Below are 16,844 nucleotides of genomic sequence, written 5' to 3' on the forward strand. Positions count from 1 at the left end.
CAACGGATTACTATATGCCGAGCGGCGGGAGTCCAAATATAGGAAATGGAAGTGGGAGCGAATCAGTTGATCCCTCTCAGCCACTTTTCCTCCTTCTTCAGCAACTCGAGACCGTTACCTCGGCTTCGATCGATGATCCACAGGCCCTCGTCGACAATCTCGTACAGGATGTCCTCGAACTCCCGCCCGAAGAGCGATTCGAACGGGCAGTCAAACTGGTCGAGGAACGTCTCGAGGAGGTGTTTGGAGGTATCGACGTTTTTGAAGCGAAGTTCCCACTCGCACCGGCGATTGCCTTCGAACTGCTGCAACGGTTTCTCGACGAATGGGGCAACGAAATCGCCGAAAACGCCCTTCGAGAGGAACGAAACCAGAAGAGGGGACTCCTCGTTCTACTCGCCACCATCGATGTGTTACAGGACGCTGCAGAAGCACTCAAAGCCGCAAAAGAGTCCGAGGAAAGCGAACAAGAGGTCTACCCGGAGGCAGTGACCGATCTGAGTGATCGAGACTTATATCGACTCGGCTCAGTCGTATTTTCACTATACGCTCGTATCTACAGAGAAGTACAGACCGATCAGCGCGGTGGCGCTCCCGATTTTGCTGCGCTGGCTACCGACATTCTCTACGGTGAACGAACGACAGTACAGGTTCTCGATGTCGAATTCGAATATCCCGAAATCGAGTCGGTGCGTAAACGAGATCGGATCCACGGTGCGATTAACCGTGGCGCGCTTAGAGCTTACGATGAATTAGATATTTCGACTGCTCGCGGTGCAGAATTAGCTGAACTGACCCAAAACGAGTTCGTCGAACTGCTCGAGAGTAGTGGAATGCGTCCGGAGTATGGCCCAGACTCCGTCGAAGACTTCTACTCTGGCCCTGATCTGATGGATGAGTAAAGGCCAACTAATACTGGATAATTCCGTCCTTTCAGCGTTTGCTGCAGGCGGCTGGTTCCACGATATCTCGTTTTGGACGCAGCGATACGCGTTGTACACGTCCGAGCAAATATGGTCGCACGAATTCGGTCCGCATCATACTTTCTCGAACCCAGAGTGGCTACGCGTAGAAACAGTCGACACCGCAAAACTCGCTGCAAAAACGGTCGAACTAGGTGAAGCAGACTGGACATTGATCCGCCTCGCAGAGACTCTCGATGATCCGGTTCTCGTTTCGAACGACAAGCGATTGCTCGAGGAAACAGAGCGGCGTGGAATTGAACGAATCTGGGGCTCTAGATTTCTAAAACAGACATTCGAATCTTGTGGAATTGATAGATCGGCATACGAGGATGGACTCCAATCCTACTTCCGTGATGTCCATCTCCCAGATTATGTGACTTCTGAGCTGCGGTCAGCCGAAAAGAAGTGAGCCCCCAGTTCTGCCATGTGTTTTTTGCGATTATAGATCAAACTCAAGTGGAGTCGTCGGCCAGAATCTTCCGAACCTCTGATTCCAGCGCATCGAAGCCGAGATTCTGATCTGGGGTACAGGTAATTCGCACGCCACTTCGATCGCTACCTTACAGATCTTCCTTGAGTGTGACTGAAACGGTATCGATGTCGAGAGCCTCGATAAACGTGGTTGATACACGATAGGCCGGCTTCTTCTCATAGATTGGTTGATTTCCGGACGATAATGTCGTCTTCGACCGCGATGGCATCCTTCTCCGCAAGGTGTTCGATGGCCTCATCTACGTCCTCGTCAGATAGACAGTCAGTTCAGCTTCGAGCTGTCTGCCGACCCGTTGAAGTTCAGACTCGATGTACTCGCTGTCGAACCGCCGCCTCATACTGCCACCCCGTATTCGTCGGCGAGCTCACGGAACTCTTCCCACCGCGGGAGGCGTCCCGACCGGTTTTCGGCCTCGGTATCGAGGTACTCGAGGAGGTTCAACACCCGTTCGTCGACCTCGTACTTTTGCGCGGCTTCGAGCAACTCATCGCGGTCGATTGCAGTCTCGCTGATCAAGAGGAGGCAGTAGGACTGCGAGCGCGTTCCGTCATCGATCACGAGCATATGACAACACAGCTCCGCCGGCGATACCTCATCAACTGACTCCGAGTACAGGTAGTACCGACGCTGACGAGCCATCAACGGGAGATCGTACGCTTGGAACAGTTCCGGCCCAGTCAGGTGGAACGAGTCTTCCTCAATCTCGGCGCGGGTCTGGACGAGAAACTCGTCGAGCGATTCCCAAAGGATTGTGAACGACTCTGCGTGGTCTTCGACGCGGTGTCTGTGCCGCAAGTGCGCAAACTCACGGGCCACGGTAGATAGCTCCTCGAATTCATCGTTGAGCGTGTACTTCCCGTCCGACTTGTAGATCATCCCGCGGTTCTCCAGCGGGGATAACGACCGATGTACCGTGCTCCGATGGACGTCGACTTGCTCCGCAAGTTGGGTGGCAGTTGCCGGCGACCGCAGGTAGTACAGAATACGTAGCGTTGCGCCGCCGAGCAATTCGGGAAACGGAATGTGGGTGTACTGTTGGACGAAACTGTCGAACAGTTCGATGGCTCGGGCGTCTGACCGATTGATCTGCTTCTGCTTTCCCTCACGGCTGGTGTGAATCAACCCCTTCGACTCCATCCGGTCAACGAGTTCGGACCCGTAACTGGGACTCCGGTCTAGTTCCTCGGCGAGTCCCGAAACCGTCGACTCACCCTGAAGGGCTTCCAGCGCCCGAAGCTCTGCCTCAGTGAACACTACGTTGCGTATTTACGAAGTGAATATAAATAAGTTCGGTGTTTTGCAACAGCAGACCGTCAGTCGAGTGACTCGATCATCACAACGGAGTCATCCGGTAGTTGATCTATCGTTTCCCGAATCCGCCGCAGCTGCTCGTCAACACCGTCGAGCAACTGCTCGGCATCTTCGATCAATTCACCCACGCGTTCCTCACTCGGCGGACTGGTTCCCGCTACTGCCTCGACGACCTCCCCGGTGAGATCATGATCAGGATACTCCGACTGCAGTTCGCTGGCGAGTTCCTCGAGTCGCTCGTTGACCTCGAAGGGGTTCTCTGCCTCATCGAGGAGTTGCTCTACCTCGTCCACGCTCGGCGGCTGTGATCGACTCAGCATCTCGCTCACACGGGTTGTGACCGGATGGTTCGGATATTCCTCCTCAAGGCGTCTCGACGCATCGCGAAGCTGCGACCAGAGCGAGGCCTCGCTGCCGGATGCTTCGAGGAGCCGTCGTGCCCGTTCGTATCGTTTGGTCTGCTGGACGACCGTCGGGTCGACGAGGTTTTCCTCCGAGAACGAGCCACCGTTCCACGCCGTCTCAAAGAGATCGTAAAGGTCGTCGATGGTTACACCGTCGAATTCGACGGCGACGCGGTCGGCAGTTTCCTTGCTGCTCCCATCGTGAGCGTAGAGCCACGTCGCGAGACTGGAAACCACGCTCTCGGGCACCTCGTCCGGCGGCGACTCCCCCGTGATACGTTCGTACTGCTCGCGGACGACGGTTCGTCTGTGGGCGTCGGCTTCGTCGATCGTTGCTCGAAGCCGGTCGGCATCAGGCACTTCGTCTCCGCCGACGATCGCTTGCATCTCCCCCGTAATGTCCGCACCGTCGTAGAGCCGTTGCATCTCCGTCGTCCGCTGGCTGAAACGCTCCCAGAGGGAGTTGCCATTCTCGCCCGCCTGGAACAACCCTCTGGCTCGAGCGAAGCGCTCGGCTTGCCGCTCGATTTCGTCAGACGCAAAGTCGTCGGTTTCGTGAGTCTCGCCTTCGAGGGCGGGTTCGAGAGCCGTTTCCAGTTCGTCCAGTGAAGCGCCTTCGCCGAACTCTCGGCTGACGCCTCGCAAGACACGTTTCACCAGCACGCTGTTCTCGTCTATCCAGTCCGCCAACTCAGAGAGCCACGCGTCGGGATCGGTTCCGTCCGGCACCTGGCCGATCAGCGTCTCGACAGTCTCCCGAATTTGGTCGGGATCGATACCGTCTAGGGACTCAAAGCGAATTTGTACGTCGGTCAGGTTCGTCTTGTTTCTAACCGCTCGCCCGATCTCGTCCGGTTCGGTAATGTAGTCGTCGTTTCGCCGCAGCGCGATTTTGTTGGCCGTTGCAAGCGTGATCAGCAGTGCCGAAATCGATTCCTGTGGTGTCCCGCGATACGTGCCTCCGCGCTGGACGGTCTGGGTAAGCAAGTCTTCGGCACGAAGCGACTGGTTCTGCTCGTACTCGTCGAGGAATTCCTGACACCGGCCGTCGGCGAGTTCCGCTCGGGCGGTATCCACACCGAGTCTAACGGCATCCTCGCTCGAGAGCGGCCAGTCGTCGACGCCGCGGAAGAACCGCGCCATCTGCTTGGCATCGTCGACTTCCGTGATTCCGTTGGTCAGGACGAATCGCGTCTCGCTGAACACGGATTGCACTTGCTTTTTCACGACTTGCTCGAACGCGTCCCCGTATCGACCTCTCGTCCCACCTGTTCGGACGTAGACGTCCGCTTCCTCGAGTTGCTCACGAATCGTCGACTCGAGCGCCCGCTGTTCGTCGCGGTGGTCGGACTCCAAGTCCGGATACGTTTCCGTCTCCTCTGAGAGGACTTCCTGCATACCCATTACGTCCCGCAGGCGATCGATCGTCGATTGTTGTAGATTGACGGCGACGAGGATGTGCTCACCTCCGTCCCGTCCCTCGTTGGTCGACTGCCACGCCTCGACCTGATCGCTCACCGTACCGTTGCGGCCTGCGACCAGCCGGACACGAATAGCGTCAAACTCCGGCGTCGGTGCTCGCTCGATGGGGTCGAGGACGGAGTAGCCGAAACGGAGCGGGACTCTGCGCTCTCCCTCGAGGTCGATTTCGTGTCGACTCCTCTCAGAGAGCAGGAGATCGCTTCCTTCCTGAAGGGAGTCCTCCAACTTGGCTGAAAGCCGATGCGACGGAATCTGCTGTGCGCGAGTTTTCGCCCGCGTCAGGATGTCCTCCTGTTCCTCGGACACCAGCAGGTACTCCTCGTCGCCACGGTCGTTCGTCTCCGTCAGCACCTTTCGATCCTCGAGGAGGGCGGACAGCGCCGATTCGACATCGCCCCGGACGGATTCGAACGACTCGTCAGTCGACGTGACCATCAACCGGGCGAGATTCGCCGGTGTCGACGGCATCTCGGAACGAACCTGATTCAGCAAGTACAGCGCCTTCGCAACGCGGACGGAGAACGAATCCTCATCGCCGCCGGCTGAGGGGATGAGTTTGTTCTCGACCATCTCCTGCACCCATAGCGGAATGTAGGTGGTCTCTTTGACCAGCAGGTCGTACAGCTCGTCCCAAGTGACGAGGGTCCCGACCTGCTTGTCTCCCCACTCGAACCGCGTGAACAGCGACCGAACGAGGATGAGCAACGCTCGACCCTGCACGTACTCTTCTTCGGTCACGCGTCCCCGCGGCATCAGTTGCTGAATCACCGTCCGGAGCAACCCGAGATCGTACTCGCGAAACGGGTACGACTCGATCGCATCCGGATCGGCGCCGGCGATGTCGGAATACGCGTCGAGCGTCAGGTTGGGCATCTCCCGGAGAGCAGACTCAACGGCCTGCCCTCCCTCAGTATCCTTCTGCAGCCATCGTTTCCGGACGATGATCTCGGTGTCGGCACCCTCCAACGGTTCTTGGGCACCGTACCACGGCTGATCCGTGACTTCGGTATCTTCGAACTCACCGTGAATACGCTCGATCGGATACTGTCCAGTCCCAATGACTGGCGGATTAGGCCCGACGCCCAGCTCCGTCAGCGCTTCCATCGTCTCTTGAAACTCCCTGTAGCGATGCCGTCCATCGCCGATGAACAGCGCCACCTCATCGAGTCCGATCAGCAACTCCGTCTTCGTCTCCGGCGAACTCAACGACTCTTGGGCCGCTTCGATACGGTCGATGAGTTCGTCGGGATCGAACTCGTCGGGATCGACCTCTTCGATGGCGTTGTCGATCGACTGTTTGACCTCCTGCCGAGACGCGAATGGTGAGTCCTCGAGTGTCGGAACGATATCGTAGAGCCAACTCCGTAGTGAAGCCCGCTCGTCGTACACATCCTCGAACGTCTGTCCGTCGTGCTCGACTTCCTGTAGTCGTTCCCAGCAGTTACCGTGGTTCATATCGAGCTGCCACGCCCACTCGAGCAGCCAGTTCGGGTCGGTCGGATACCCGAGTTCATGGCCGATCGCCTCGTAAATGAGGTACGGGAGCGGCGGTTCCTGTGATGCGTCCCGGTTGAGGAGGTTGAGGAAGACGGGTTTCAGCCGGTCGACGTGAGAGTTAGCGACGCTCTGTCGGAACGACTGGAAGCCCGGCCATCTGTTCGCCAGCTCTTCGCCGAGGTCGTCGAACTCCGATTCGGTGTCGGCAGCGAACCCGACGAGTTTCAGGAGGTGTGTCTTCCCCGACCCGAACGTCGCGGAGATGTAGAGAAAGCGCGGTTCCTCGTGTGGATACTTGTCGACGAGGTTCCCGAGCGTGGTGAGCACGTCGCGAGCGCTGTCGGTCTCGTAGAACTCGCGGACGTCGTTCTCGGCCTGCGCTCTGGCGTTGACCTTCTGGACTTCCTCGAGTTCGCGAGTCGGTGACTGCTGGAAGATGTCGTGAATGTATGTGTCATTCATTGGAGATGCACCCCCTCAACCCGCCCTTCGATCTGATGGGCTGGGTAGTAGTTTCGCGATTCCTCGCCGAAGAAGCTCAGTTTCCCACCGACGATGTCTCCGGGGAACGGAATACCGATGGTGGACTGGACGTTGCGGCGATCGAGTTCGTCGAGGAGTTCCGAAGCACGCGTGAACGGGTAGAGACTCCCGAGGTGCGTGAGGAGAACGACGTGTCGCTGCTGGGCTGGCGCCTCGATTTTTTCGACTATAACCGCGATGAGTTCCTCTGCTAATCGGTCTTGCATCGTTTCGTTGATCGTCGCTGGTTGGCTGTTCTCCCCGAGATCAACCGCGAGTTCGAAGACATCGGTTTCGACGAGCAGCTCGTCCAGCCGGTGGACTTGGACGGTTCCGCCATCCGGAAAACCCTCGGTACGATGAGGGTTTGTCGCCCACTCAGTAAGACGTTCGGCGACCCGTCGCTCGTACTTCGGCTGGACGGGAACGATCACGAACGGGTTTCGGATTCCGCGTCGTCCGTCTGCGAACTGTGCAAGTCGTTCCGTGAAGTCGTGGAATGGGCGTTTGGTCGTCATCGGATGATCATCCCCGTCTCAGTCTGCTCGATACTGAGGTCATGGTGTTCGACGAGCCGTTCCAGTTCGGAGTCCAGCGATTCGCGATCCGACGGGAGGACCCCAATCGCCGTGATGTCTGTCGGAGACTGATCACCGACGAGTGTCTGTAACTCCTCGAACGTCTCTCGTAATTTCTCGATGTCGCTACCGGCAACCACGGCGAGAGGTTCGCTGTCGAGGTGTGCGTTCGCCGCGCGAATGAAGTCATCAGCCTCGGCGTTGGTTGTTCCGCCAGTCACCGTCGAGATCGCTTTCGAGATATCCTCGTACCACGATGCGACCCGGCGGAGCGGTGTGATGTATTCGCTCTCGAAGGCCGGCCGAACGTTCGACCCAAACTCGCTTGCGGGCTGGATCCACGGATGCTCCTGTAATTCGTCGACGAACGCATCGACCTCGGTTCCCGCTCGGAACGAGTCCCACGCGGTCTCGATTGCATCATCGAGCGCCGGCGAGGTGGTTTGGGCGTCATTGAATCGATCCCACCCATCGTGTGTCCACCATTCGCCCTCGTAGCCATCGATACTCTCTCGGAGCGTGTGGCTGGCCGTTTCGCACTCCTCGGTCAGCCAGTCGTACGACTGCTGGACGAGAGTTAGCTGCGCATCGATTCGTGTGAGCGCGGGAAGTCGCAAGCTCCACACCTCCTCGGCGTCGTCGTACCACTCTTGGGCATCGTTGGTTGCTTCGACGACTTTCTCCCAGTCGGTGTCACGTGATTTAACGGCCTCTTTTCGGTCGATCGCGCTCTGCTGCTCGGCTTCGAGAGCCTCCACGAACGACTCGAGGAGGTTGCGAACGGTTCGCGTTTGGATATCATTCTCGGCGACCAGCCTGACATCTTCCACGAGACTACCGAGCCGACCTGCGAGCGTTTCGTTCGCGGACTGGAGCCTGACGATTCCGTCTGGAATGGTCTCCGTCGAGTCGATGAATTCTCCATCACGAAGAATGCCTCGTACACCGCCATTCCCTGCAATCTTGAGACGCGTCGTCGTCAGTTTGTTCAGGTCGATGACGGCGTCGAGTTCGAGGGAGTCGCCTGTTTCGTCGACGGGCAAGAAGTCTCCCTTCCGGCAGAGACCCCAGATAATCGCACACAGCGCGGGGCGAGCGTTCTCGTAGATCGGTTTCTTCTTGACGATCCCGTCGAGGATCGTAGTCATCGCGAGGTTCCCGCCGCGTTGCTTCAACTGCCGGCCGGTGAAGGCACGAACGTTGTTCTGGATCGAACCACCGTGCGTTTCCGGGTCTTCTGTCGCGACATCGATCTGTTGGGCCCACGAAGGTAGTGGGTCTTGTGCGGTGAGTCCTCGGAGTTCCTGTAAGTGCTCGTCACCGACCTGCAGCATTACGGGATGGAAGTCGTCGGGATAGTTGACGTCGAGATACTCCTCGACCCCTGAGACCATTCCCCCGATTTGATCGCCGCGATCCTTGACATCGAACGTCCCGCTCTTGAGAGCCTCGACGACTTTGCTCTGAACCCGAGCTGCCCGATTGGAAAGATCACGCTCTACGGACTGTGGGAGCGTGTGATCTCCGACGGCATCTCTGAGCGACCACCACTCGATGAGGCTATCGCGGAGATCGTCGAGGCCGTCCTGTCCGATCGTCCATTCGAGCGGGTCACCATCGTAATCGATGTCTGCTGCAGTGGAAGAAATCCCCTTCACGGCGACTTGGACATCGAGTGCTTCCTCAGTATCGACCGTCGTATCGAGTTCGATCCCGTCAATACTGAATTCGTAGCGAACGGGATACTGCTCGCCGGTATCTCCGTACTCGGCCGACGTCGGAAGTGAGAGGTCACGTACGATGTCGTCCCAGCGATACCCGTCCACGGCTTCGATGATGGACTGCCAGTCCGGGTCGTCGAGGTTCTGCTCGGAGGCTTCGATTATCTCGCGCTCTTCCGGATGAGTGAACGCGTACTTCGGCCCGGTTTCATCGTGCGTCGGACGGATGTATTTCCGAAGCCGTTGGAGCGAGTCCTCGACGCGGTTCTCCATCTGGAACTGGGTTGGGCCGTCAAGATCGCTCAACACGGCGACTGCGAGATTCCGCTCGGACATCGGAATGGTGTCCGGGATGTGTTGGAGGAGCAACACGGCCTTCGCGACGTCCACGTCGATCTCCTCCAGTTCGCCTACCTCGTGTTGTTCCTCGATCTCCTCGATAACCCTTACGTCCTGTGGCGTAATGTCATCGAGTTCCGGTTCGATGAGGTCGTAGAAGTCGACCAGCGAAATGACGTGGGACTCGTTACCGGCCTCTATCCACTCTTGGAGGAGTCCGTGAACGAGGGCCAGAATCGCCCGCGCAGTTCCCGAGAAAATCGACTTCGCCGGATCGTGAGCTTCCTCCCGGAGGTTCGAGAGGATTTCGAGGAACAGCGGTGGCTGATACGGGAGGAACGGATAGAACTCGATGAGACGCTCGCGATCGATGGTGTTGAGCGGTGGTTCGGTGTTCTGTTCGATGCCGGAGTACACGAGCAGTGTCTCGGGCTCGTTGCTGGTTCGTTCGAGGACGCGTTCCGTGTCCTCCCTTCCGGCTTCCGACTTTTTGAGTAGCCGTTGCGTCGATATTTCGCCGACGTGTCGGCTCGGAAGGCCAAACCGGTGCGGGAATCGATCCTTGACGATACTGAAGTCGGCCCCGCGAGCCGCGAACTGCGGTTGGACGTCCTCGATCTTGGCCTGTGCTGTTGCCACCAGTTGGATGTCGCCGTCGCCGGTCTCGTCAACGCTCTCTGCGAGCGTCTGCAACTCGGTGAGTCGGTCGAAATCCGTCCCGATGAAGAGACTGACCTCGTCGAGCAACAGCACGAGCTTGACCGGGTGACCGAGTTCCTCTTCGCGATCGCTCCGCAACTGTTCGAGGCGTTCGACCATCGCTTGGGGGTCAAGATCGGACGGCATTAGGTCGTCTAGACCATCCGCCGTGCCGGTCTCCTGCTCGAAGAGTGTGGGGAGAACGGCGTCGGCAAGAGCGTTGTATTGCTGAACGTCCGTCCAGTCGTACTTCTCCGCGTTGTCAACCGTACTCCGTAGTGCCGTTTGGGTGTTGGCAGTCCGGTCGTCCCACGCGTCGGTCGTCCGGTACCAGTCCTCGAAGAAGGCGACGTCGAGTTGCGATGAGAGCCCTCCCTCGGCGCCGGTGAGCCGTTCCGATGTATGAGCACTTTGTAGGACAATCTCGCTGAAGCTCAGTTTCTTCTGGCCTTGGTGCTTCAGGAGGTTCACCGAGACCGGGATGACCTCGTATTCATCGTGGATCGATGACCACGTGGATTTGAGCGTCTCCATGTCACGACCCTCGGTTAGCTGTTCCCAGACATCGTTTCGCTGTCGAAGCCACTCACTATCCATCAGACCGCGAAGGACGCTGAGGAGGTGGCTCTTTCCGCTCCCGTAGTAGCCGTAGAGCCAGTAGTTCGCACCAGACCGCATATCCTCGGAACGACCGAACAGCCGTGAGAAGAAGTCCGAGATGAAGTCCTCTGACTCCTCCGTCACGTGGTAGGTGTCGATCGATTCTAACCGGTGATCGCGACCGTCATCTTCGCGATCAATTCGTACAGACTCCTCGAAGTCGCTTCCGACATCGGCGGCGAACCAGGTCTCGTCAGTCATACAGTATCCTCCATCGACTCAGCCCAGCTGTACGTGTCGTCGGCTGGTTGAAGTCGCAGTTCACCGTGGATACCACTCGCCTCCCAGCTCGGATGCTCGCTGAGGCGTTCGGCCAACGAGTCCCAGTACTGCTCCGGTTGGAAGAGATAGAGCCAGCCTGTGGGCTGAGAGAGCCAATCGTTCCTATGGATCTCCCACGAGTACCCCGAAGCAACGAGCAACGGAACGGTACCAACATTGGGGATCTGACCTTGTAACGCCTGCTGAGTCTCAAGGACATCGATTTCTCGCATCACGGTGCGTAGTCCCTCGCCCCACCGACGCGTCGTTGACTCGGCATACTCAAATTCACTTCCGTCTGCATAGTGGAACTCCGTCAGGAGGTTTTCTACGGTTTCCTGATCGAAGTCAAGGCCTTCGACACCCATCCGCTGCAGTCGCTGTACGTATCCATGAACGGAATATTGTACAAGTGGATCATCTTCTATCAGGTAGAAATACAGAACCTGTGCTTTGTCTCGGTCGGTCGCACATTTCTCGAAGATGGACGGGAGTTCAGAGATAGAAGGGAGCGCAGTACCAGCTGTTTTGAATCGCGAACTCAAGACTCGATATACTTTCCGCGAACTTCCGCGCGTGCTACGTCCATCACGCTTTTCATCAAACCATTTCTCTTCTACGGTCGTCCAGTCCCGATGAGAGGCATACAACTTAGCCATCTCCGCAGCCTTTTCGACGAGAAGGCCGCACATCGTGAGATCCATAGAAACCTCCTCGTGAGAAAATATGGAATCAAGAGAGGAAAGAGCAGTTCCTCCGTCACAAGCGTAACTGTGCATAGATGAAGCAAATTCAGCGAGAGTACTTATCATATGGTGATGTAGAATACAACTGAGTAGACGGACTAGGTTTCAGGTTCAAAACCATCGTACAGTTCTAAAATTAAACTTCCCTCTGTTCGTTCACTTCCCCGAAGGATGGTACTATTGATATCGCTGAATGGAAGTTGTGCCGAACCATAACTAATATTTTTATGACAGACACCGTCACCTGACAATCAAACCGTCTTTCGATCTTCATTATATAGATAGTACCCTATAGGGAGTGTCTTCCGGACATCGAACGGTGCGTGTTGTTGTCGCTTGAGGAACTCAAGGAATGTCTCAATGTCCTCGGCCGATGCTGCCGATTGACCAAACATACTCTTAAAACGGCGATCCAGTCCGCCATCATCAATGAATGTCTGTGCATCGCTGAGCTGTTCTTGGAAAGCATCTGCATCTCCACGATGTAGATGTGACTCGACCATGTCCAGGTCGATTGGTGGAATTTCGGCGAGAACACCAGCGAGGTCTGTTTTCCGGCCACTATGGAGTTTTGCAGCAACGAGTACTTCTCCATCAGCTGCTCGTGCAGTCGTAGAGCGAGTCCCGCCTGAAATCGTCGTCGGAGAACTATGCTTGCGCAGGTGACATCCTCCTCGCCGTAAACGGCGAGGCTTCCCGTACTGCAGGTGGGATATTTGTCAGTCTACGATACGACTTGTTCTCTCGTGCGGAATATCCCGCTTTCGCGGTCGAACAGGTGTACCGATGGCTGTGCCACACAGCCGTTACTCCTATTCTCGCCGTGAGGACTCGGAGTTATCTTCTGACGCATATTCTCCGCTCCGTTGCAATCTGCGTTCCCGACCAACTCACACGACGAACACACGTACAACCCACGCTCAACACGGTTCGACTTCGTGCTGTCACCACACCATGAACACGTCTTCGACGTGTCCCACTCGTTCTCTTTCAGCACCTCAACGCCACGTATCTCACCTTTGTATTCGAGGTACTGGTAGATACGGTCAAACGCCCACGAGTGCAACTTCTTGTTCCCCGTCTTGCCCCAGTCGGACTCACGCACGTCTTCAGGCCAACTCACCGCGAGCGTCCCAACACCGCGTTCAACACACTCGGTGATGATAGTGTCCGTGAGAACGTGGTAGAACTGGGTTTCGCGGTCAGCGAGTTTCCTGCGTGCCCACATTGACCTCTCTGAGGGGCCGTTCTCACCTTCTGTGTCGTACTCGGCTTGTGTGAAGTAGTGTTTGTCTTCTTTGAGTGAGTTGCCGGGGTAGAGAACGTACTCGTCGGGGAATGCGACAGTGGCGATGTTCTTAATGCCGAGGTCGATCCCTGCTACTTCATCGTCTGTCGAGTCGTTGGTTTCGAGTTCGATTTTGCAGACGAAGTGTAGTTCCCACTCGTCGCCGTTCCAGACGGCGCGAACGTTTTGTACCTTGTTGACTTCTGAGAGGTCAACGTCGGGGCGGGTCTGGTACTCGCAGAGCAGAAAGTCCGACCAATACTCCTTGAGGTTCGAGCCTTTGCTGAGGCGGATGCGGTTGTTTTCGGGGTCGTGTTTGAAGCCGTCTGCTTTGAACGTGACCGTACTCTTGGGGCGTGTGTCGCCGTGTTTGCGGTAGCCGGGTGGATTCGTCTCGTCAAACTTGTGTCGCAGTTCGAACCATGACTGGAAAGCGTCGGAAAGTTCTTCAATGACTTTCTGACTGGATTGTGCATTCAGGTCCTTCCAGCACGGTTGGTTCTTCATGTACGCTTTGACCGTTCCTTCGTCTGGGATTTCGCCAGTCGCGTCCCAGATGCGGTCTGCTGTCCAGCGTGCGACATTCCAGATTTTCGAGGCGGAATCTCCGAGCGAGTCGAGGCCATTGCAGACCTGTTGCTGGTTCTGGATCGAACCAACGTAGGTACGTGTGACCTTAATCGCCATGTATAGCCTATGTAGATAAACCAACTTAATAGTGTGGACTCACGTTGAATATCCGGTTTGGCATCGAACGGTGGATTTCGCAGTCGAGTGATGCGATTCACGCCCGCCGTGAAACGGCAGGATTCTTTCGCTGTTCAAAGATAGTCGAACGACCATTCTGCTTCGGTTTGCCGACAACCAAGACCATTCACAAGGATGTCTACACCGACCGGGTGAGGTAATCCATCGGCTCGTTCAAAAAGCTCGATTTCCCGATTGTAGATTGTCTCTTCTGGCGGGACTTCAAAACCTGCCTGCCGTTCAAAGTCGCGTGATTCGAGGAACGCTACGACTTCGTCATAGTCATCCGGTGTAATGACGAGATCCAAATCGGTCGAGAATCGCGGTTCGAACTGACTGACTGCATACCCGCCCACAAGGACGAATCCAATGTCTGACTGTTCCAGCTGCTCAAGCACTTCGATGAGTGCCTCGCTTCGGTCTTCTTGGCTCATGTTCCAGCGGGATCCATGCGGTACGTTGCGTCGGTGTCGACGTCGTCGTACATTCGTCCAAGCATATCGAGTGCCGACTCAAACGTCGCGTAATACTCGTTTGCGAACGCCACGGTTTCCTGGAGTGGAACGACAGGACGTCCGTCAACCATCTCAGACTCGATCTGAGACCGCGGCTCCAGAACGACCTGTATGACACCATCGAGGCCTTCAGCGGGCTGGCGCTCCTCTGCAGTCGGGATTCCAAACCGGTCGAAGAATTCCGTCCAAGCGTCGAATTCAGATTCGTGAACGGCAATGAACAGTGGGTAGTCCTCTGGATCGCGGGCAACTTGATACCCACCGTGAGTCCACACATAAACCGCATCGATGGCGGTGAACACGTAATCCATCCCTGCAAACTGCGGGAGGACGTACGTTTCTGAGATCGACGGCGGTGAAGTCGTTGCTGCTGTGGCCAGAAACTCGAGTCCCGCATCTCGGAGCGTCTGATCGACAATCTGGAGACCATCATCGTACACGACGTAACCCGCCGCTTCGATGCGGTTCACGACGCGACGGATTGTCTCCCGGTTCTCATCGATCTTCCGTGCGACGCCCGAGATGGAGTCTCCTGAATCAAGCGCGAGGAGTACCTTGAGTTCTTTCTCGCCACATACTTCGTACATCCTATGGTTACACAATTCTGTGCAACACCCAAAAGAATCACTACTCATGTCGGTCTACAGCTGGGTTCACACGCTTTGCGGGCCCTGTTGAAACCCTCTTCACGTCTGGCGGTTTTGTCTTGAGTCGCTTTTCGAGCTGATCGGCCGGAAACCAATCAGAGAGCCCTCCTGCTCAATATCAGTCACAAAGGATTTCAACAAAGCCGCTTTGCGTAATCATAGCGGAAGAAAAACCGTTTTCTCAGGCTACGTCCACTAATTCTGTCGAACAGATCAAACTCTACAGGCGGGGCAGGCCGAGTGCCTCGGGGTCGTACGAAAATCGGAGATTTCCGTGATAACGAGACTCTCCGCGTCTCGAACCACTTGACCCAGACGGTTCACACAATGATAGCAGTGTCCTCGAGCAATCCTTCCATCCCCTACGACGAACTCGAGAGCACCTGCACCTCGGACTGCGTAACGAGGACACGGAACTCGTCAACCGAGAACCGAATCTCGAGCTCGGCGTTTGCTGAGTCGACGAGTCGTTCGAGCGCTTCACCGTCAATCCACCGGTGCAGTTGATACTCGTCACGGCTGAGTCCCTGTTCCTCGAGTGCATCGACGATTTCGAGGAGGATTTCTCGCTCACTCATCCATGAGCACCTCGTCGACGATGTCGATAATCTCTGCCGCTGTCGCGCTAATCCGCTCGAGACGATCGAAAATCGCTTCTGGGTCGTCGCCTTCCCACGCTGCGAGGTAGAACGCCGAGCCGCTTGTATCAAGCCCACAGTATCGCCCGACGATGTAGGCGACGGCTTCCGCCTCGAGTTCGCGTTTCGAGCGCTCGGTTTCGCTATCAACGTCACCGTGCAAGAGTGCATGGGCGTACTCGTGAACGAGCGTCGTCGCGAGTGCTGCGTTGTTCACACGATTCCGTACTTCGATCAGTGGCCGCTTTTCAGGAGTGCGATACTGGCAGATCCCCTCCGCGTCGCCGTGACTCCACGCTGGTTTCGAGATAATTTCGACATCGACCTCCAGTGCAACAGATCCCTCGAGCAGCGCTGGTACCAGATTGTCGGCATCGCCAGTTGCGTCAGTCTCGAGTTCGGGGAGTGGCTCCCCTTCGGTCTGGGAAATATCGAAGACTGGAGCGGGCCGAAAGCCGACCAAGCCTTTCGACCATTCTTCCGGTGGTGTCTCATCGTACTTACAGTCAGTTCGATCGTGGTACGACGGCGAGTTCTCACACTCGGGACACTGCTTGGCGATGATCGGTGCCCAGATCCAGATCGCCGATTCGCCTTCTTTCACATGCCGGTCGAATTCCGTCTGCCACGTCCGATAGCCCGCGACGCGAGTTGCCGCGGGACACTGGCGAGTAATGAGGAGTGTGTTGCGATAGGAGTAGTCGTGGAAGTGAGTCTGGACATTGAGCCATTCCTGGAACTGATCGCTCGAGACCGCCTCATCAACCTCCTCGACAAGGTCTGCGGCCCACGCTTCCATCGTACTGTGCATCTCGTCCCGTCTGGTATCCGACTCATTGAAGGATACCGTTGAGCAGTCGCTCGAAGTCATTGTTTTCGACGAGGGACACTCCATTCAGCGAACGCCCCTCACCCCTTTGGGGGTGACAAACATCTCAGTTCGAACCAAATCAGATTGGACTGCTGACTATCGATATCCGTCCGTTGCCTTCTTTATAGGCTGACAAGGTGAATGCCCTAGGGCTTGACTCGAGGCGATTCCCCAGATCGGAAATCTGGGATCACCAGTACTTCTATCCACCTACTTGCTGTTGCTTAATTCATCTGCGATGACTGATCAGAGTTGTACAGAGGGCGTCGCCGTCCGCTAGTTCTTCCAGGGATCTTCTAAATCTGTGTCGTAGCTCTCGCTGAGCAGGTCTACAAGCATTGTTTCAAACTAACTCTACGACCTGCTCACTCCTCAAACTGGCTTAACTAGACACTGCCATATATCTCGTGTGGAATCCTCTGGTTTCAGTTTGCTCTTGCTGTTGAGTATAAATAGGCGC

Annotated in this window: 10 protein-coding genes and 1 pseudogene; 1 reads left to right on the top strand and 10 read right to left on the bottom strand. The window is 56.4% G+C overall.

Going from position 1 to position 16,844, the window contains the following annotated elements; genetic code table 11:
* The first annotated feature begins 14 nt into the window (after nt 1-14).
* Nucleotides 15-902: a hypothetical protein gene (locus ACZ5C7_RS05000; RefSeq protein WP_464374990.1), complete on the top strand. Its 888-nt coding sequence runs from the start codon at nt 15-17 to the stop codon at nt 900-902.
* 889 nt (nt 903-1,791) lie between these two features.
* On the opposite strand, the gene ACZ5C7_RS05005 is transcribed toward ACZ5C7_RS05000, so the two are convergent.
* The 10 genes and pseudogenes from ACZ5C7_RS05005 to ACZ5C7_RS05050 form a co-directional block, all read right to left on the bottom strand.
* Nucleotides 1,792-2,712, bottom strand: a complete 921-nt coding sequence (locus tag ACZ5C7_RS05005) for a helix-turn-helix domain-containing protein (protein WP_464374991.1) — start codon at nt 2,710-2,712, stop codon at nt 1,792-1,794.
* A 59-nt stretch (nt 2,713-2,771) separates the two neighbouring features.
* Entirely contained in the window at nt 2,772-6,614 is a 3,843-nt protein-coding gene (locus ACZ5C7_RS05010) for a hypothetical protein (RefSeq protein ID WP_464374992.1), read from the bottom strand.
* Entirely contained in the window at nt 6,611-7,192 is a 582-nt protein-coding gene (locus tag ACZ5C7_RS05015) for a BREX protein BrxB domain-containing protein (protein WP_464374993.1), read from the bottom strand. The genes ACZ5C7_RS05010 and ACZ5C7_RS05015 overlap by 4 nt, the downstream gene beginning before the upstream one ends.
* Nucleotides 7,189-10,872, bottom strand: a complete 3,684-nt coding sequence (locus tag ACZ5C7_RS05020; protein ID WP_464374994.1) for a hypothetical protein — start codon at nt 10,870-10,872, stop codon at nt 7,189-7,191. Before ACZ5C7_RS05020 ends, ACZ5C7_RS05015 begins: the two co-directional genes overlap by 4 nt.
* Entirely contained in the window at nt 10,869-11,636 is a 768-nt protein-coding gene (locus ACZ5C7_RS05025) for a hypothetical protein (RefSeq protein ID WP_464374995.1), read from the bottom strand. Before ACZ5C7_RS05025 ends, ACZ5C7_RS05020 begins: the two co-directional genes overlap by 4 nt.
* 766 nt (nt 11,637-12,402) lie before the next feature.
* Complete coding sequence (locus tag ACZ5C7_RS05030; protein WP_464374996.1) at nt 12,403-13,653, bottom strand: RNA-guided endonuclease InsQ/TnpB family protein; 1,251 nt, start codon at nt 13,651-13,653, stop codon at nt 12,403-12,405.
* A gap of 137 nt (nt 13,654-13,790) precedes the next feature.
* A pseudogene (locus tag ACZ5C7_RS05035) lies at nt 13,791-14,147 on the bottom strand (hypothetical protein); the annotation flags it as partial.
* Nucleotides 14,144-14,815 (bottom strand): helix-turn-helix domain-containing protein, encoded by a 672-nt coding sequence (locus ACZ5C7_RS05040; RefSeq protein WP_464374997.1) that lies wholly within the window; start codon nt 14,813-14,815, stop codon nt 14,144-14,146. The gene ACZ5C7_RS05040 and the pseudogene ACZ5C7_RS05035, both read right to left, overlap by 4 nt.
* 422 nt (nt 14,816-15,237) lie before the next feature.
* Nucleotides 15,238-15,453 (bottom strand): HalOD1 output domain-containing protein, encoded by a 216-nt coding sequence (locus ACZ5C7_RS05045; protein WP_464374998.1) that lies wholly within the window; start codon nt 15,451-15,453, stop codon nt 15,238-15,240.
* The gene (locus tag ACZ5C7_RS05050) at nt 15,446-16,384 is read right to left on the bottom strand and encodes an ArdC-like ssDNA-binding domain-containing protein (protein ID WP_464374999.1); all 939 of its coding nucleotides are present in this window, start codon (nt 16,382-16,384) and stop codon (nt 15,446-15,448) included. The genes ACZ5C7_RS05045 and ACZ5C7_RS05050 overlap by 8 nt, the downstream gene beginning before the upstream one ends.
* Between the last annotated feature and the right edge of the window lie 460 nt (nt 16,385-16,844).

The organism is Halostagnicola alkaliphila (genome assembly GCF_055379965.1).